This window comes from Exiguobacterium sp. PvP048, from assembly GCF_040549175.1.
GTDB classification, from domain to species: domain Bacteria; phylum Bacillota; class Bacilli; order Exiguobacteriales; family Exiguobacteriaceae; genus Exiguobacterium_A; species Exiguobacterium_A artemiae.
In genome coordinates, this window is the sequence record NZ_JBEPSU010000005.1 from 39379 (window position 1) to 57665 (window position 18287).

General features: G+C 46.5%; 19 protein-coding genes and 1 riboswitch. Of the genes, 12 read left to right on the top strand and 7 right to left on the bottom strand.

The features are described 5' to 3' along the window. Together ABIC15_RS10540 and ABIC15_RS10545 are read left to right on the top strand one after the other, a co-directional pair. Nucleotides 1-1908: a UvrD-helicase domain-containing protein gene (locus ABIC15_RS10540; RefSeq protein ID WP_354020647.1), complete on the top strand. Its 1908-nt coding sequence runs from the start codon at nt 1-3 to the stop codon at nt 1906-1908. A 287-nt stretch (nt 1909-2195) separates the two neighbouring features. Next, on the top strand, nt 2196-2966 hold the full coding sequence (locus ABIC15_RS10545) for a GIY-YIG nuclease family protein (RefSeq protein WP_354020648.1): 771 nt from the start codon (nt 2196-2198) through the stop codon (nt 2964-2966). A 326-nt stretch (nt 2967-3292) separates the two neighbouring features. Here ABIC15_RS10545 and ABIC15_RS10550 read toward each other — a convergent pair whose 3' ends face one another. The 3 genes from ABIC15_RS10550 to ABIC15_RS10560 form a co-directional block, all read right to left on the bottom strand. Further along, nucleotides 3293-3445, bottom strand: coding sequence for a hypothetical protein (locus ABIC15_RS10550; RefSeq protein ID WP_354020649.1), 153 nt, complete (start codon nt 3443-3445; stop codon nt 3293-3295). Nucleotides 3446-3599: 154 nt separating this feature from the next. Continuing rightward, nucleotides 3600-3842 (bottom strand): hypothetical protein, encoded by a 243-nt coding sequence (locus ABIC15_RS10555; RefSeq protein ID WP_354020650.1) that lies wholly within the window; start codon nt 3840-3842, stop codon nt 3600-3602. Nucleotides 3843-3857: 15 nt separating this feature from the next. Continuing rightward, nucleotides 3858-4490 (bottom strand): HNH endonuclease family protein, encoded by a 633-nt coding sequence (locus tag ABIC15_RS10560; protein ID WP_354020651.1) that lies wholly within the window; start codon nt 4488-4490, stop codon nt 3858-3860. Between the two features lie 354 nt (nt 4491-4844). Between ABIC15_RS10560 and ABIC15_RS10565 the strand changes: the two genes are divergently transcribed. From ABIC15_RS10565 to ABIC15_RS10585, 5 genes are all read left to right on the top strand, one after another. Beyond that, nucleotides 4845-6041 carry a DUF4317 domain-containing protein gene (locus tag ABIC15_RS10565; RefSeq protein WP_354020652.1) on the top strand — a complete coding sequence of 399 codons (1197 nt, stop codon included), beginning with the start codon at nt 4845-4847 and terminating at the stop codon, nt 6039-6041. A gap of 255 nt (nt 6042-6296) precedes the next feature. After that, nucleotides 6297-7391, top strand: coding sequence for an alpha/beta hydrolase (locus ABIC15_RS10570; protein ID WP_354020653.1), 1095 nt, complete (start codon nt 6297-6299; stop codon nt 7389-7391). 4 nt (nt 7392-7395) lie between these two features. Further along, entirely contained in the window at nt 7396-9999 is a 2604-nt protein-coding gene (locus tag ABIC15_RS10575; RefSeq protein ID WP_354020654.1) for a glycoside hydrolase family 3 protein, read from the top strand. Beyond that, a complete protein-coding gene (locus ABIC15_RS10580) occupies nt 9947-10150 on the top strand; it encodes a hypothetical protein (RefSeq protein WP_354020655.1) in 204 nt (67 codons plus the stop codon). Before ABIC15_RS10575 ends, ABIC15_RS10580 begins: the two co-directional genes overlap by 53 nt. A 60-nt stretch (nt 10151-10210) precedes the next feature. Further along, on the top strand, nt 10211-10735 hold the full coding sequence (locus tag ABIC15_RS10585; RefSeq protein WP_354020656.1) for an SF0329 family protein: 525 nt from the start codon (nt 10211-10213) through the stop codon (nt 10733-10735). A gap of 49 nt (nt 10736-10784) precedes the next feature. On the opposite strand, the gene ABIC15_RS10590 is transcribed toward ABIC15_RS10585, so the two are convergent. Continuing rightward, the gene (locus ABIC15_RS10590; RefSeq protein ID WP_026827057.1) at nt 10785-11780 is read right to left on the bottom strand and encodes a tRNA dihydrouridine synthase; all 996 of its coding nucleotides are present in this window, start codon (nt 11778-11780) and stop codon (nt 10785-10787) included. 224 nt (nt 11781-12004) lie between these two features. On the opposite strand from ABIC15_RS10590, the gene ABIC15_RS10595 reads away from it, so the two are divergent. The 3 genes from ABIC15_RS10595 to ABIC15_RS10605 are packed head-to-tail and all read left to right on the top strand — an operon-like array spanning nt 12005 to nt 13536. Beyond that, entirely contained in the window at nt 12005-12490 is a 486-nt protein-coding gene (locus ABIC15_RS10595; protein WP_354020657.1) for an LURP-one-related/scramblase family protein, read from the top strand. 17 nt (nt 12491-12507) lie between these two features. Beyond that, nucleotides 12508-13017, top strand: a complete 510-nt coding sequence (locus ABIC15_RS10600) for an LURP-one-related/scramblase family protein (RefSeq protein ID WP_012371868.1) — start codon at nt 12508-12510, stop codon at nt 13015-13017. Beyond that, nucleotides 13018-13536 (top strand): NUDIX hydrolase, encoded by a 519-nt coding sequence (locus tag ABIC15_RS10605; RefSeq protein WP_026831620.1) that lies wholly within the window; start codon nt 13018-13020, stop codon nt 13534-13536. A gap of 41 nt (nt 13537-13577) precedes the next feature. Here ABIC15_RS10605 and ABIC15_RS10610 read toward each other — a convergent pair whose 3' ends face one another. After that, complete coding sequence (locus ABIC15_RS10610) at nt 13578-13784, bottom strand: hypothetical protein (protein ID WP_354020658.1); 207 nt, start codon at nt 13782-13784, stop codon at nt 13578-13580. Nucleotides 13785-13831: 47 nt separating this feature from the next. Here ABIC15_RS10610 and ABIC15_RS10615 point away from each other — a divergent pair, with 47 nt between their 5' ends. Then, the gene (locus tag ABIC15_RS10615; RefSeq protein WP_354020659.1) at nt 13832-13978 is read left to right on the top strand and encodes a hypothetical protein; all 147 of its coding nucleotides are present in this window, start codon (nt 13832-13834) and stop codon (nt 13976-13978) included. 262 nt (nt 13979-14240) lie between these two features. On the opposite strand, the gene ABIC15_RS10620 is transcribed toward ABIC15_RS10615, so the two are convergent. Continuing rightward, on the bottom strand, nt 14241-14795 hold the full coding sequence (locus ABIC15_RS10620; protein ID WP_354020660.1) for a histidine phosphatase family protein: 555 nt from the start codon (nt 14793-14795) through the stop codon (nt 14241-14243). Nucleotides 14796-15013: 218 nt separating this feature from the next. Next, a riboswitch (glycine riboswitch) is annotated at nt 15014-15089 on the top strand. Between the two features lie 161 nt (nt 15090-15250). Between ABIC15_RS10620 and ABIC15_RS10625 the strand changes: the two genes are divergently transcribed. Continuing rightward, on the top strand, nt 15251-16618 hold the full coding sequence (locus ABIC15_RS10625) for an amino acid permease (protein WP_354020661.1): 1368 nt from the start codon (nt 15251-15253) through the stop codon (nt 16616-16618). 78 nt (nt 16619-16696) lie between these two features. Here the strand turns inward: ABIC15_RS10625 and ABIC15_RS10630 are convergent, their stop codons facing one another. Next, the gene (locus ABIC15_RS10630; RefSeq protein ID WP_354020662.1) at nt 16697-18223 is read right to left on the bottom strand and encodes a cryptochrome/photolyase family protein; all 1527 of its coding nucleotides are present in this window, start codon (nt 18221-18223) and stop codon (nt 16697-16699) included. Nucleotides 18224-18287: the final 64 nt, after the last annotated feature.

Consider the following 18287-nt stretch of genomic DNA (forward strand, 5'->3'; position numbering starts at 1 on the left):
ATGGTAGAAAAACATGAAACTCTAACTCACTTCGAACAAAAATTATTACCTGAAAGCAATAATTTTTCAGAGGAACAAAAAAGAGTAATCTTTTCTGAAAGTGATAGGAATATAGTTGCCGGACCGGGAAGTGGTAAAACGACTGTACTAATGGCAAAAATAGCAATGTTACTTAATGAACAAACAGAAGATTTTAAAGGAATATGTATTATTACTCATACGAATGTGGCTGTTGACGAAATAAAAACTGGTTTAATGAACATGGGTATAACTGAATTTGAATACCCGAATTTTGTTGGGACGATTCATGAATTCTTTAATTATTTTTTTGCATTTAAGGCATACAATGAGATTTTTCCAGGTATTGTTCCTTCATTTCGGGACGAGGAATTGTTTAAAGAAAGATTTAAAGACGTTTTTATTAAGTACAAGCCTTCCTCATATACAACATCACCTCCGACTACTAAAGTTGAGAAAATTCATTTGCTGATAAATGATGACAAAGAGATTCTCTTAAGAGAAGAATGTCCTGATTTCTATAAAATTGCTTTGATAAATACCTTAGAGGAAATAATTAAATTAGGTGAACTTAGACATAATGATTCTTTATCGTTGTCACACTGGTATATAAAAAAGTATGAGAGAAAGATAAAACGGGGATTTGAAGAAAGGTTTTCATGGGTGTTTTTAGATGAGGCTCAAGATACAAGCATCTTTCAATACGAGTTACTGAAAACGCTGTTTAATGACTCTTCAATTACTTTTCAGAAGTATGGTGATCCTTACCAAGCGCTCTATACTCTTTACGATAATAGTCCAGATGCATGGTTACCTCATCAAGAAATAGCAGAGGGTGTTATACTCGACTCGATTTCTCAGAGTACTAGATTTGGTGAAAGCATAGCAAAAATATTAAGAACAACTTGCATAAAAAAGTATGAAATTTTAAGAGGAAGCACTAGAAGAAATTCATTTAAACCACATATGTTTTTATATAACACAGAAAGTGAAGTTGTAAATAAATATATTGAAGTCGTTGATAATTTAAAAGAGCATCATGAAGAATTTAAAAAAAGTGATAAAAAGATAGCTGTTGTGGGGTTAACGCATGGAGATTTATCGAGGTATAAAAATGGATACAAAAAAGTTAAATCAGTTAAAACAAGATCAGAAAGTATTATCAAAAATTATTATGAATTACTTTTGAAGAGTATTTTAGAGATAATCAAAGAAGCTGATGAATCTACATTACCAAATCCAAAACTTTCTTATAACATATCTTTGTTAAAAAAAGAAATAGAAAATAACGATGTGAATATTAAATCTAAAATGAGCAGTTTAATTGTTTCAATTGTAAATGATAGAGGTAAGATAAGCGAAAACTCAGAACGATTGATTCTTTGTATACTTAAAGAGTTTTGTGAGAATCATTTTATAGGAAATCCAAAACTTCTCGATTATAGTAAGTATCGGGATTATTTTAGTGAAAATTTAGAAAGAATTTATCTCAGTTATTCTGTAACAGACAAAGAATACTCTATTGAAAAAAATACAATTGAGAATAAAATTTATTTTGGTACGGTTCATTCTGTAAAAGGAGAAACACACAAGGCGACTCTACTTCTTGAATCTATATTACCTGAAGGACCTTACAGAAATCCTACTTTCTTTTACGACTGTTATCTCATTTCTAATTACTTAATCGGAGAGTTTGAGGACTATAATCGATTTGAAGATCCATTAAAAAAAAATGCTACTAGAAAAGCTCTGAAAACTGCTTATGTCGCATTAAGTCGACCAACACACTTTGCAGGAGTTGCGATAAAAAAATCGCAAATTGGAGCTGACTTAAGACAATTTATTGAAAAAGCTACCAATTATGGATGGGAAATTATTGATGTAGAGTAGTTTTTAAATATTGCAAATATACCTCATTTAGATGTGATATGGAGAGCCGAATCACAATTAAGTATCTAATTATTATTTTTTGAAGCGTCAAAGTACAACTAGATACATTTAACGCTCCTTTCAGTAAATGAGTAACCCTTTTCAATGGTAATTTAATTAATAATTGTATGAAGTAAATCCTTGTATTTTTCTTCTTTTTCAATCCGATTCTTAACTTAATTAGAACAAATGAACCTAGCATATGTATGATTCGTAATAAAAGAAAAAAACTTATAGAGGAGTTAATCATGTACGGTACAGTTATTCAAGATGCATACAAACAGAATGAAATTAAAGAAATCGCATTTGCGTTAGATGAATTATGTAGTCCTAATGATACTTATGGATGGGCTTCAGCAGGAATATATTGCTATTGGGACTACTACACTAGAGAAGTACTATACATTGGATTGGCTGTGGATTTAACCGAAAGATTCAAGCAACATAATGGACTCGTTTCAATGAATTTAAATGCTTGTAAATACGGTCAAATACTAGAATATTTTAAGTTGAATGAAAAACTTGGATATTCTATATTTGTTCAGTCTCCACTAAGTCAACCTGTAACTAGTAAGAACATTTATAAATGGTTTAATTATAATCCAAGTGAATTTTCTGTAGCCGATTTTACACATGAACAAGCTAAGAATGATTTAAAAATGGTAGAAGGAATTTTAATAGAAATCTTTCGACAAAATCATGGTACTATACCAAAGTGGAATAAGATTTCTGGGAGTATACAAGGTCAAAAAGCTACTTTAAAAGGGAACTATGAAATTATAAAAGATATGACTTCTCAAAGGTTATCTCCTCTTCTTTCACGTTCTACTTTACGTGAATTGGCTAGCAATCCTACTTATGCACATTTTGAAAATTATCTACACGGAGTTAGACAAATGATGTTGGGGTTTGGAATGTCTTTTCATGAAGCACTTCCTTATGTAAGGAAAAATGATATTTTAAATATATTTGAAAGAATACAAAAAGAAAATTATTTAAATAAACAATTAATTTTATAAAACATCTGTAAACTATTCGTTCGCTTTTGATGTTAAAAATTGTAAGTATTTTGTTTCAGTCTTGAACAGTTCATTCACGATTAAATCCGGTGAAATCAAATAGATTACGGCATATTCACCATGCTGAACCTTTCCCGTGATACTATTGTCAAAATGGTTTGACCTTGCTGATTAGTTAAAGATACGACAATTGATTGATCAGCTTGAATCAATATTAAGAGGTCTTTGTCTTGTAAACCTAATGGATTGACTTGAGCGAGGATTGGGTCGGCATACTTGGCGACAAAAGTACCAATCGTAGATATCCTCATGACTGGATATATTAATTACTCCGACTTTTCTTTCGTGATGATACCAATACCACAACCAAACAGCATGATGACGCCTGTGACGAGTAAAGCCGGTACATGACCATCCAGTGCCATGAAGAGGCCCGCACTACTTAAGATGACACCAGATGGAATCAGAACGTTTCGCATGAGATATTCCTCCCTGAAGTATAATGACTTTGTTCTCACTATAACGAATGGAGAGTCTGATGAGAATGCACTATTTAGTAAATAATGACAATCTAATTCTTAATAGTTGAGAATGAGACAGACGCTGCCCATCGATTGGACAGCGTCTGTTTCATTATGTTCGTTCCAGCACCGTCGCGAGCATCCGGTGCACGACTTCGTGGTCGCGGATATCATGCAGCTGATAATCCTTGCCGGGTAACGTGTAAACGTCGGTTGAGCCGACGTAGGAAATAGCGAGCTCAAGTGTACCGTCTTCCTGGCAGGTCGTCCGTAATTCCAGTTCGCCACTGATGACGCCGACTTCATTTGTCATCACACCATGCGTGGCGGTAAAATTAGAGGTTTTCGTTTCCATCGAATCGACTCCTTCTTAGTAGGTACAGGTGTTCAGCATTGTTTGCAATGCTGTTTTTTCAGAGGATTGGAGACTTAAGCCCCAACGGCTTTTCGTGTTGATCCACATCTTCGAGTACGCACAGCTTGCGCCGGCACGAGTCGGTTTCCATGTCGATGGATCCTGGTCACCCTTTGAACGGTTCGAGCTTGCGGAGACAGCAATCAATTGCGGACCGTTGAGGTCGTTTGCGAATGCCTGACGTGTCGTTGTCGTCCAGCTGCTTGCACCCGAGCGCCATGCTTCCGCGAGCGGCACGACATGATCGATGTCGAGATCGGACGGGTTCGTGAATGTCAGTCCATCATAATAACTGTACCATGAGCCGGACGTGACCGGACAGCTGCCGACGTAAGAATCCGCATCGCGTTTCAAGACGACTTGACGCGTGTCACAGCCGCTTCCCTGGCTGCTCCAATGCGGGAAGAGATCACGGGAATAACCGGTCATCGTGCTTTCGGTCTTGACTGTCAAAGCGTTGAGCTCAGATTGAGCCGTCGCTTTTGACGGAATGCCGGACGGTAGTGCGGAAACGGGTGAGAGGTCGAACTGAAACGCAGTGAGAAACAAAACAAACGATACGGCGAGTAACTTGAGTTTCTGGAACATGAACTGCCTCCTCTTATGTAAGTGTGATGAGAGAATTCTCTCACCTCACTCAGTATGCCATCGAATATTTTGGATAGGGTTAAAATCATGTAAACATTACAAAAGTTGAATACTTTTGATTAAAAATATTTTTTTGGAATTAGTCCCAAAGTAATAGAGAAATGAAGTACTTAAAAAAATAAAACCGATATTAGATAAAAAAACAAAATGAATGATTTAAAATTGCGAGGACTTTTAACATAAAAAAATGCAACTCTTGTATAGTAAAGGGGTACCTCTGTTCGATTTGAACAGCAGGCACTCCTTTTTTAGGAGCCACGAGGAATTCAAACGCCAAGGAGCTGAGACCGTACCATGAACAAACAAGACATCAGTGATATCCGTCGCCATTTTAAGGTCGACTCGGAACTACTTAAAATCAACGAAATTTATAATGTATATATCCGCAAAGAAACGAGTGAAATCTTCTATGAGGAAAGCCGACCGTTCGCCTTTCTCGAGCTTGAGCAACAGGAGCTGTTCCTCGCGAACTTCAAGAAAGTCCTGACCGGGAAACTCGACATCAAACTGTTTGAGGTCAAGTTCCAGCAGCCTGAAGAAGGCGCGACCGGACATACGCAACAACTGTTGTACGAAGGCCTGTACACGGAAGAGACGGAAGACTGGACGGAGCAGATGCAACAGATTGCGCTGAAGATGGTCCAAGACGTGCAGTACGAAAACGATATCGTCGTCACGTTCATCCGGGGACAGTATTACAAAACGACGAAACGGCAGGCAGACGAGACGGAAGTGGATAAGAACGATGAAGTCTATACGACACCGTTTATTCTCAGCAGTCTCAACCAGACGGAATTGCCGAAACAGTCACTTGTTTTTGACTATGTCGATCTCGAGTTCAAGTCGAACCTAGTGATCAATCCGGTCATCAAACTGGCGTCACCAATTGGCGGCTTTTTATTTCCATGCTTCACGGACAATGCGGCGGACGTCAACCGTGTCCTTTACACAGCAAGCAAACCGAATAAACCAGACCTGCTGTTCATCGAAAATGTCCTGAACGGTGATCAGATCGTGACGGCGGAAGAAGACAAAGCGGTATTTGAAGAGATCGTCAAACTGGTCATCGGCGAATCAGTCGATTCAAAAACGCTCGCGGGTGTCTATGAGGAAGTCAATCACTTGCTCGTCGTAGAAGACGAAAAGGAAGACGAGCCGGAAGATACTCCGATGCTGGACGTCAAAGAAGTCGAACGGGTCTTAAAAGCGAGCGGCATCGAAGACGTCAGTACGGAACAGGTCGAACGTGCCTTTAAGACGGTCATCGATGATACGGCGTACGAAATGAAGGCGAGTAACATCGTCCCGAACTATGAAGCGAAATCGATTAAAATCAATACGAAAGTTGCAAATATCTCCGTCAGTGCTCAAGACTTGAAGTACATTAAGCAGGTCAATTACAACGGCAAACAATGTCTGTTGATCGAAGTCGAGGAAGACACGGTCATCGACGGATTCACGCTCGTTTCAGAAGAAAATATCTTAAGCTAATTTAAAAAAGCCACTCGTTTCACGTCATTCCGACAAGGAAAACACGTGAAAGACAAGTGGCTTTTTTTGAATCATCCAGAATGATTGATTAATCGGATAAAGATGCGTATGATTGGTTTTGTAAGCGGTATCTTTTAAGAAAAAGAGATATCGGACATTTTTTTAATTATTTACGAAAGCGGTTTCGATACTTATTTTTACAAATGAATGATTTCTTATAAACAAGTGAACGATTCGGTTAAAGGAGGAATAAGCATGGGACAGGATTATCAGCAATGGGTCGACCGGTTAGCACAAAAAAAGACCGGTGAACGGCAGGATGGTGTTGAAGTCGTGATCAAGCCGGTACCGGACCGGACGGAAAGCGGCGTACTTGATCCGCGCGTCTTGGAAGTCATGATGCAGCAACAGCAGGACAGTTCACCGGTCGGCCCTTTTTCACTCGAAGCAGCGCGGGCCGGGATGGGGTGGATCAATACCGACCTGACGACGACAGACATCACGACGGAAGACATCATGATTCCAAGTGCCGAACAACCGATCCCGGCGCGGATCTATCGTCCCCGGTCGACGGAACCGTTACCGGCGGTTGTCTATTTTCACGGCGGCGGCTTTTTCGGCGGAACGCTTGAACCGGTTGAACATCCTTGCCGGTTGTTGGCGGAGCGGGTGAACGTCGTCGTGATTTCGATCGATTACCGACTCGCACCGGAACATCCATTTCCAGCCGGTCTGAACGACTGTTTTACGGCCGTCAAATGGGTTTATGAACAGGCGGAAGCACTCGGCATCAATAGTGAACAACTGGCTGTCGCCGGCGACAGTGCCGGCGGGAACTTAGCGACGGTTTGTGCCCTGCTTGACCGCGAACAACAGACTGAGATGATCCAGTACCAAGTCCTGCTCTATCCGGTCGTCAATCTCGCGGCTCTGTCGACGGATGATTTCAAATGGCGTCTTGACGCGTACGAGATGAATGAAAACCGGAAACTCCTTGAAGGAATCGTCACAGCCCTTGAAGACACGGATGGACTGTTAAATCGGTTGTACCTGCAAGGGACGACGGACGTCCAGGATCCACATGTCTCTCCGCTCTTCAGCGACAAGTTGGCAGGACTGCCTGACGCATTGATCATCACGGCGGAATACGATTATCTTCGTCTCGAAGGCGAAGCCTATGGGCGGAAACTCGCGCGGTCAGGCGTGAAGACAAAACGGATTCAATACAACGGCATGGATCATGCCTTTATCGAAAAGCTCGGGCAGTATCCGCAAGCGGAAGACTGCATCACGGAAATTGCAAACGGTCTGAAGAAACGGTTTGCGACTACACAACCAACAGGAGGATAAATCGATGACGACATATACATTAGATTGGAACGCCTATACGGCACTGGCAAGGCAGACGGTCGCAGAAGGGGCGGTCCTGCTGAAAAATGACAAGCAGACGTTGCCGTTGCCTGCAGGAACAACAGTCTCGGTGTTCGGACGTAATCAGTTCAATTATTATAAAAGCGGAACAGGGTCCGGCGGAATGGTCAACGTCACGCACGTGACAAGTCCGCTCGAAGCGTTGCAACAACATCCGGATGTGACGGTAAACCAGTCGTTGCTCGACGTCTATGAAGTCTGGCTGAAAGATCATCCGTTTGATAAAGGCGAAGGCTGGGCGGCGGAACCATGGTCACAGGAAGAAATGCCGGTTACGGATGAAGTCGTCGCAGACGCAGCGTCGCAATCGGACGTTGCCATCATCATGATTGGCCGGACGGCCGGTGAAGACCGCGATAATACAGCGGATCCCGGCAGTTACCTGCTGACGGACGTCGAATTGACACTGATCGAAAAAGTCTCGGGAGCGTTCCCGAAGACCGTCGTCTTATTAAACGTCGGCAATGTCATCGACATGCAGTGGGCGCTTGATTTCAATCCGAGTGCAATCCTGTACGGATGGCAAGGCGGGATGGAAGGCGGTAATGCGTTGGTTGATCTCTTGACGGGAGCAGTCACACCATCCGGGAAACTGCCGGATACGATTGCCCGTTCACTCGACGCGTATCCGTCGACGCCGTACTTCGGTCACGAAGACCGGGCGATCTACAAGGAAGACATCTACGTCGGGTATCGTTACTTCGAGACGTTTGCGAAAGACGATGTTCTTTATCCGTTCGGATTCGGCTTATCGTATACGACATTTGATGTCGTAACTGACAAGGTCGACATGACGGAGCAACAGGTCACGTTAACGGTCACCGTCATGAACACGGGGACGCATAGCGGGAAAGAAGTCGTCCAGGTGTATCTTGAAAAACGGCAGGGACAACTCGGCAATCCGGCACGCGGACTTGTGACGTTTGCGAAAACGCAACAGCTTGAACCGGGCCAACAGGAAACGTTAACGCTGACCGTTCCGCTGACGGAATATGCAAGTTACGATGATTCCGGTGTGACGGGACATAAATCGTCTTACGTCATCGAAGCGGGTGCTTATCATCTATACGCCGGCACAGACGTCCGGACAGCGGCGCATGTTGCGACACAAACGATCGAGACATTACGTGTCATTGAGACGTTAAGTGAAAACATGGCACCGGTCACGGCATTCGACCGGTTAAAGCCGCAACAGACGGAGACCGGGTATGACGTCACGTACGAAGCAACACCACTGCGGACGATTGATCCGGAAGCTCGTCGCTTAGCCGAACGACCGGCAGCACGAACGTATTCGGACGACCAGGGACTGACCCTGAAGGATGTCTACGAAGAGAAGACGTCGCTCGACGTGTTCCTCGATCAGTTAACAGATGAAGATCTGGCAGCGATCGTCCGCGGTGAAGGAATGAACTCCCCACGCGTTACTCCGGGAACAGCGGCTGCCTTTGGCGGTGTCACCGACCGGTTGACAGCGTTCGGGATTCCGGCAGCCTGCTGTGCCGACGGTCCGTCCGGCATCCGGATGGATATCGGAACCAAAGCCTTCTCTCTGCCGAACGGAACGCTCGTCGCCTCAACGTTCAACCTCGATTTAGTTGCGGACTTATTTGAAATGACAGGGCTTGAACTCCGGAAAAACGGCATCGACACGTTGCTTGGACCTGGCATGAACATCCACCGTCATCCGCTCAACGGCCGGAACTTCGAATACTTCTCGGAAGATCCGCATTTAACGGGGATGATGGCCGTCGCCCAGCTCGACGGGATGCACCGGGTCGGGGTGACGGGAACACTCAAACACTTAAGTGCCAACAATCAGGAATTCCATCGTCATGATCTCGATTCGATCGTCTCGGAGCGGGCGTTGCGTGAGATTTATCTGAAAGGATTTGAGCATGCCGTCAAACGGGGGCAGGCGTATGCCGTTATGACGACCTACGGTGCCGTCAACGGTCTGTGGACCGCTGGCTTGTATGATCAGAATACCCGGATTCTCCGTGATGAGTGGGGCTTTGATGGTGTCGTCATGACCGACTGGTGGGCGAAGATCAATACCGAAGAAACAGAAGCCAACCGGCAACAGACGGCGACGATGGTTCGTTCGCAAAACGATCTCTATATGGTCGTCGGAGAACCGGGTGCGAATCCGTTTGAGGATGATACGCTGTCGTCGCTTGCAGAAGGGACGTTGACACGGGCGGAGTTGTTACGAAGTGCGGCGAATATCTGTCAGTTCATCCTGCGGTCACCGGTCATGGAGCGGACGCTTGGTCAGGAAGTAACAGTCGACGTCACCGGATTACCGGAAGAAACGGATGATCTCAACGAACAAGCCGTGACGCATCAGCAACTTCAGAGTGGTGTTCCGATCGTCTTCGACGAACTCGATACGTCGACCGGAAGCAGTCATGTCTTCGCCGTCACGGCGGAAGAAACCGGGATGTACCACGTCACGTTTGAAGCCCGGTCCTATGCCGGTGACGTTGTTTGCGAACAACATGCCGGTCGCGACGTTTACGTTTAACGGGACAAACGGCGAATGGGTGACGCAGACGAAAGACGTCTTCGTCTTTAATCCGCACAACTACTTCAAGCTGTACTTTGCACTTGGCGGGCTTGAGCTCAAAAACATCACCTTTACGTTAACGGAATCGTTCCATATGAAAAACGGGTAAACTTAAACACCAGGCAGTCAGTTGCTGCCTGGTGTTTAACGCGTTTTAAAGGAGGACCCGATGCAATTCTCAAAAATGAAAAAGCAGATATTATCGTTCGTCGCGCCGTCACTTCGACCGCGTCTCGATTTGTATGCCACAGTTGACCGGCATTTTCATGACGGCGAAGCCCGAGTCTGGATGACACTGGACGGGGAAGAAATTTTCCGGGCGGAGGATTTGCGGTTTACGTTCGAAGCGGACCGTCGTTATGAGCTGGCGAAGGCTCAATTGCCGGAAAAACCGGAGCGCATCACGTTGGAGATTTTTCAATCGGACTGGTTCAACACATCGCGTGCATTATATAAGCAGATTGAACGTGAGTTGGAGGAAGAAGGGTGGCACGCCAATTATGACGTGCAACAGGATTTGCTGCTGTATCCGACGCTCTCGATTGAAGAAGCGTTAACGCATCCGCATGCCTTTATCCGCGGCTTTGCGTTGCTCGATCGACGGGTCGGGAAACGCCGCTTGGAGCGTGTCACGTGCGACACACCGTTTGAATTGACCTGTTTAAAGATTCGATTGGAAGCGGAAGCGAACTAACTCCAAAAAAAGAGCAAGGCGCGGGGCCTTGCTCTTTTGCATGATTAAGTTAAATCGAAAACGAATTGACGGCGTGAATGCCTTCCTGTTCGACGAACTCGTCAAGGAGTGCCCGAACATCATCCGTTGAATTCGTGTCCATCAAACGGGCACGCAATTCGCTGGCACCGCGGAAACCGCGGACATAAATCTTGAAGAACCGGCGGAGCGGCTTGAAAAGACGCGGTTCGAATTCAGCTGAATACTGATCGTGTAGGTCGAGTTGCAGACGTAACAGATCAAGTAATTCTTCACTCGAATGATCTTTCTTTTCAACTTCGAACGCAAACGGGTTATGGAAAATTCCGCGTCCGATCATGACGCCGTCGACACCATACTGCTCGACGAGTTCAAGCCCATGTTGGCGGTCGTTGATGTCTCCATTGATCGTCAAGAGCGTTTGCGGTGCCACTTCATCGCGAAGTTTCTTGATTTCCGGAATCAGTTCGAAGTGGGCCGGGACCGCACTCATTTCTTTACGCGTCCGCAGGTGAATCGACAGGTTGGCGATATCCTGCTCGAGGATATGGCGTAACCAGTCGTGCCACTCCTCGACTTTCGAGTAACCGAGACGTGTTTTGACGCTGACGGGCAAACCGCCGGCTTTTGCTGCTTGAATCAGTTCAGCGGCGACATCGGGACGGTTGATCAGCCCCGATCCCTTTCCGTTGACGGCGACGTTTTGCACCGGGCAGCCCATGTTGATATCGATACCTTTAAAGCCCATTTCCGCCATCCCGATACTCATCTCACGGAAATATTCCGGCTTGTCGCCCCAGATGTGGGCAACCATCGGCTGTTCATCTTCCGTGAACTCGAGTCGTCCGCGGACACTCTGTTTGCCTTTCGGATGACAATAACTTTCCGTATTCGTAAATTCAGTAAAGAAGACATCCGGTCGCGCTGCTTTCGCAACGACGTGACGGAAGACGACATCGGTGACATCTTCCATTGGTGCAAGTACAAAAAATGGTCGTGGCAGGTCCTGCCAAAAGTTGTTTTTCATCGTATATAAAACCCTTTCCTTAAGGTAATTCGTTTTGCTCAATTAAAATTTCATCAACTATATACTTTAAGCGTATTGGACAAAAAGTGCAAGGAGACAAGCTTTGCAGGCGGGAATGTTGAAGCCGTTTGGCGAAACCACATAAAGGAAAGCAGAAATGAATCTTTTAGTCCGGTTATGTCGTAATAGGTGTAACACAGTCGCCAGGAAAGGATGAGTTCTCCATGCATACACTGTACATGAAACAAAAAGCACTCAGTTTACGAGGCCGTTTTTCGATCAAGAATGAACAGGAGCAGGATCAGTATCTCGTCGAAGGCAGCTTCATGAAAATTCCGAAGTCGTTTTCGATTACGACGACGGACAGGAAAGAAATTGCAACGATCACGAAAAAAACGCTCAGTCTCCGACCGAAGTTTTTTGTTGAGGTTGATGGACAAACGATGACGATTGAAAAGGAATTTTCGTTGTTCAAAGCCCGTTATACGATTGACGCAGCCGGAATCGAGATTGACGGAAACTGGTGGGACATGGATTTCCAGGTCAAGCGGCAAGGGGAAGTCGTTGGACAGGTTGAGAAAAAGTGGTTGTCGTTTGGCGACAGCTATGAAATTCAGGTAATCGATGCCGCGATGGAGACGATTCTGATTGCACTCGTCGTTGCAATTGATTGTGTGAAGGCAGATGATGCGGCAAACGCATCATCTTAACAGAACAGGAGAGAAGCATGAAATCACTTTTGATGAAGCAGACGATGGAGTTGAAACGACGTTTTACAATCCAAGACGAAGCCGGACACGTCACGCATGAAGTGACCGGACAGTTGTTGCAAATGCAGAAAAACTGGCAACTCGTACAGGAAGAAGCCGAGGTCGGCCGCGTAACGAAACAGACATTCAGCATGTTGCCGCATATCCTTGTGGAAGTCGACGGGCGTGTCGTTGCGACCATTCAAAAAACAGGATTTTTGATGTTTGCGGATTATCGGATTGACAGTCGGGACCTGCAAATCGACATCAACTGGGCGACGATGACGTTTAGTGTCACGTATCAGGGAAATAAAATCGGGCAAGGCAAAAGACGGTGGGTCCGTTTCGGAAAACAGTACGAACTGACACTGTTTGATGAGGCGGCGGAGACACTGTTTTTAAGTGTCGTCCTCGGACTCGATCGGGCGAAAGCAGACAAAACTGTCGCGACGCTGTTTGCGGACAATTGGGCAGGGGGGAAGAAGTAAATGGAACGATGGGATATTTATACGGCAGACCGCGAAAAAACAGGGCGGACCTGGCCGCGCGGAACAGAATTAAAAGACGGAGATTACCATCTTACTGTCCACATCTGCTTGTTCAATAAACAAGGACAGATGTTGATTCAGCACCGTCAGCCGTTCAAAGAGGGCTGGCCAAACATGTGGGACCTCAGCGTCGGCGGCAGTGCGACAGCGGGCGATACAAGTCAAACGGCGGCGGAACGCGAATTGTTTGAGGAACTCGGATTGTCCCTTTCGTTCGCCGGACGGCGTCCGCAGTTGACGGTTCCGTTTGAAGTCGGGTTTGACGACTATTACTTAATCGAAACAGACGTTGATCTGACGACACTGACGTTACAGGAAGAAGAAGTCCAAGCCGTCAAGTGGGCGACGGAAGACGACATCATTGCCGGCATACGGGAAGGAACGTTCATTTCGTACCATGAACCGTTGATCCGGTTGTTATTCATACTGCGCCATCAATACGGCGCCCACCAAAAATAAACGATCCCCAGGTCGCGTGCGACACTGGGGATCGTTTGCAATCAGGCTGTTTTTTTCGAAGCCGGAACCGATTGTTTCGGTTTGGTTTCCGGTAAAAAGAAACTAAAGATCAGGTACGTCGAACAGCTGAGGAAAACGACGACCATCGAGCCCCCAAGTCCGATGATCATCCGGGCTGCCGTATACGCCCAGTAGTTTAGAAGATAGGTGGCGATGATTGACATCATCAGGCACAACAGGGCCAGCATCGGTGCTTTTTTTTGGTCCGAGCTTCATCAGGATGAGTGCCGTCAAGATGTTCGCGAAGACACGTGCCGTCGTAATCGAATATTTGACGAGTTGCGAAATCAACGGATTGACGGTCCGGTCATCGAAAAAATGGACCGTGATCTGTGGTGTCAAGGAAGACCCGGCGACCCAATTCATGGTGAACGTCGCATAAGCGAACCAGAGAACGGCCATCATCAAATACCCTTTTCGTGCATGATTAGATTGTGTAGACTAATGTACGCCTTCTTTTCTTAAGATAAATCCCTGTCTGACAGGGATTCGAACTACTTCACTTTGTTATCAATTCGTTAAATGTAGTCGAGTTCGAAGGGGAAGTAAAATAGATAATTCTTATGTTTTCCATAAGTTAAAAGAATAGATCAAAAGTAATTGTATGCGTTTATCGAATACTTGAAAAAATGTCTGTCACTTGTTTACGTTTTGGTTTGATGAAGCGTCATCTGTTCACAGGTCATCCCGTCGGCAGTCTGAACGAGACGGTACACATCAGGGTTCTGCAATTGCTGCCAGTCATCGTAGCCAAAGGTTGAATCGATGGTGTGCAACAATAAAGCCATTGCGTTTCCATGTGTCACAAGCACCGTATGACGGGCCGGATGCAACGATGCTTCTTTCAGAGCAGACGTCATCCGCTCCATCACTTCACGACTCGATTCACCGCCGGGAAAGCGGAGATCGAAATCGACAAACGTTTCTTGTAAAGCGGAACACCAATCGCTTAATGGCGAGGTGCTGAGGATTCGTTCTTGGAGCTGATCCTTGATTTCAACCGGACAATCCTGGAGAGCGGCGACAGGTAAAATCGTTTCCTGTGCCCGGCGGAACGGACTGGATAAAATCCGGTCGACTGGGATGGTTTTGAAAAAACCGGTGAGTGCGTCTGCTTGTTTGTAACCTTGTTTCGTCAACGGAGCATCATGTGCTTGTCCGGTTGCTTCGCAATGGCGGATGACATAATATGTCTTCACGATCAGTTCCTCCTCCTGCTGTAGTCTTTGTAGGAGACTTCTGGAAAACGTACGCAAAGTCCTGTTTCACGTTATGAAACAAGAAATGAAAGAATTACACAAAATGGTTGACAAACAATCATAAGATTACTAGTATTAAAAACAATTCAGGTGATTATGTCACCTCAGCAACCGAATAAAAAGAGAAAGCTATGATTGTCATGGGTCACACTATGGCAGGAGCAGCTTCTGGAGAGACCGTGTAAACGGCGCCGAAGGGTTCACAATCTCAGGCAAAAGGACAGAAGAGTACTAAATCTTTATTTTTTGTGTTGGCTTTGCCGACCGGAAAATGATTATTTGCTATTCTGATGATTTTTTTGAGATTGGACACCCGTCCAGTCTCTTTTTTTGTTGGACTGACAGAACAGTCTGACCGGGGGAAACAGAGAGATTATCAAAGGAGGAGTTCAGGTTTGGAACAGCAAGGATTAAAGCGGGATTTATCGAATCGTCATGTCCAATTGATTGCGATTGGTGGAACGATCGGAACGGGGTTGTTTTTAGGGTCGGGGAAAGCGATTCAGTTGGCCGGTCCATCGATTGTATTTGCTTATCTGCTTGTCGGGATTGCGATTTTCTTCGTCATGCGGGCACTCGGAGAGTTACTGTTGTCAAAAGCCGGTTATCAGTCCCTGACGGATATCGCGGAAGATTATCTCGGACCGCGCGCCGCGTTCGTAACCGGCTGGACGTATTGGTTCTGCTGGATCATGACAGCGATGGCCGACGTGATCGCCGTTGGTGTTTACGTCAAATACTGGTTTGATATCCCGCAATGGATTCCGGCCGTTATCGCCCTGTTGATCTTACTCGGCTTTAATCTCCTGACGGTCAAACTGTTTGGAGAACTCGAGTTTTGGTTCGCCTTGATCAAAGTCGTCACGATTTTGGCCTTGATCGGCGTCGGAATCGTCCTGCTTGTGATCGGCTTTAATACGGATGCAGGACCGGTCACGGTCAAGAACTTGTGGCAGCACGGCGGGATGTTCCCGAACGGTGTCACCGGATTCCTGTTGTCGTTCCAAATGGTCGTCTTCGCCTATGTCGGTGTTGAACTGGTCGGTGTCTCGGCCGCTGAGACGGCGGATCCGAAAAAGAACATTCCGTCCGCAATCAACAAGATTCCGTTACGGATTCTCTTCTTCTACGTCGGTGCCTTATTGGTCCTTCTAATGATCAATCCGTGGACCGGACTGAACGCAACGGAAAGCCCGTTCGTCAAAACCTTTAGTCTGATCGGGATTCCGGTCGCGGCCGGAATCATTAACTTCGTCGTCCTGACGTCGGCTGCATCTGCTTGTAACAGCGGGATGTTCTCGACGAGCCGGATTCTCTATAATCTCGGAAATCAAAAACAGGCACCGGCATCGTTTTCGAAGCTCAACAAAAACCACGTGCCGGCGAATGCGTTGTTCGTTTCGACATTGGTTGTCTCGGGTGGAGCTCTGTTGAGTAAACTACTTCCGGGACAAGCGTTCAGCATCGTCACAACGATCAGTGCAATCTGTTTCATTTGGGTCTGGGGTGTCATTCTCGTCTGTCACTTGAAATACAAGAAAACACAGCCGGAATTGCATGCCGCCTCAACATTCAAAGCGCCGTTGACACCGTTCGTCAACTACCTCGTGCTCGGTCTGTTTACACTGATTTTAATCGTCATGCTTGTCGCGGACGAAACACGTCCGGCCTTGCTCCTGACACCGGTCTGGTTCATCGGATTGTTTATCCTGTATCAGCTGCGGACGAAAAAACATCAAAAAGCAGAGCGTCACAGTGCGTAATGCATCAAGGAAATAAACCAAGACCCGATTCCCCGCCAAGTAAGGCAGGGAACCGGGTCTTATTTGTTGAGACGATACTCAGCTGTGAAACGCTCCATCCGTCAGCTGTTTCTTCAAGGCGGTCGCCTTTTTGCGAATCGCCTGCTGATCCGCTTTGTCCCGTTTTGCCCACTGCCGGTACATCATCGACATCCGTTGGTTGCCGGAGAACCGTTCCTCGTGCCGGGCGATGAAGTCCCAGTATAAGGCGTTGAACGGACAGGCGTTGTCGCCAAGCGCATCCTTCTGATTAAAGGGACAGTTCCCGCAGTAATCGCTCATCTTATGGATATAGTTCGCTGAGGCAATATACGGTTTCGTCGACAGGAGACCGCCGTCGGCATGCAAGGCCATCCCGAGCACATTCGGTAGGACGACCCAGTCATAGGCATCGATGTACATTTCGTTGAACCAATCCGCCGTCTGCTGCGGGGAAATCTCAAACAGATTGGCAAAGTTCCCGAGTACCATCAGCCGCTGAATGTGGTGATTGTGCGCATTTTCGATGACAGGTCGCAGCGACTCCGCGACACACGTCATCGTTGTCTCACCATCCCAGAAGAAGTCCGGCAAGTCACGGTTGTGTTTGAGGACATTGACCTGTTCGTACCCCGGCATTTCACTTAAATAAACCGCCCGCATGTATTCGCGCCAACCGAGAATCTGCCGGACGAATCCTTCGACGGCATTGAGAGGTGCGTCCTGCTCTTCCAGTGCGGCGGCCGCCGCTTTGATGACTTCGTTAGGTGACAGTAACCCGATATTGATGGATGAAGAGAGCAGGGAGTGCGATAACGTATCCTCTCCCGTTAGCATCGCATCCTGATAAGTGCCGAATGTCTCTAGCCGTTCCTCAATGAACCGGGCGAGCGCGCGCTGGGCTTCTGTTCGGGTGACCGGCCAGTGGAACGTTTTAATCTGACCTGGATGATCGGCAAACGTCGTCTCGACTTTGTGGATGACATCACGCGTGATCTGATCCGGTCGGAATCGGATCGGTGCTTTAAAATCCACACCATCCTTCGCCGATTTCCGATTCTCCGCATCAAACGACCACTTTCCGCCGACCGGTTTATTTCCATTCATCAACAAGCGATGGTCTTTGCGAAGCTGCCGGTAAAACCGGTCCATCTTCCACGGTTTATCCCCTAGCAGTGCGATGGCTTCGTCCTGCGTCAATAAAAAGAGCGGAACGTCGGAACAGACGTCGACGGTGATCGTTTTCGCGAGAGTATCCTGAAATTTTTGCAGGGCACGGCGCATCGGTTCGTCTGTGATAGCTGTATACAGGAGATGCGTCGGTTGGTACGTCTTTTGGTGCTGCTTCCACGCTTCGTCAAACGAGTCCGCTTCCCGGTAATCGACCGTAAATCCTTTGTCCCGAAGTTCGTCTGCGAAATGACGCATCGCTGAAAAAATCAGCACCAGTTTTTGTTTATGATACGCTTTCCAGGTCGAGCGGGACGTTGCTTCGACCATCAGGATGATGTCCTCTTTCGGATCGGCTTCCGTCAGAAGCGGTAAGCTGTGACTGAGTTGATTGCCGAAAATCCAGCGTGTCGCCATGAATCGTTCCCCCTTTTTCTTCTATAAGAGTATATATCCGCTTTCCCTGAAAGTATGTCTTAGG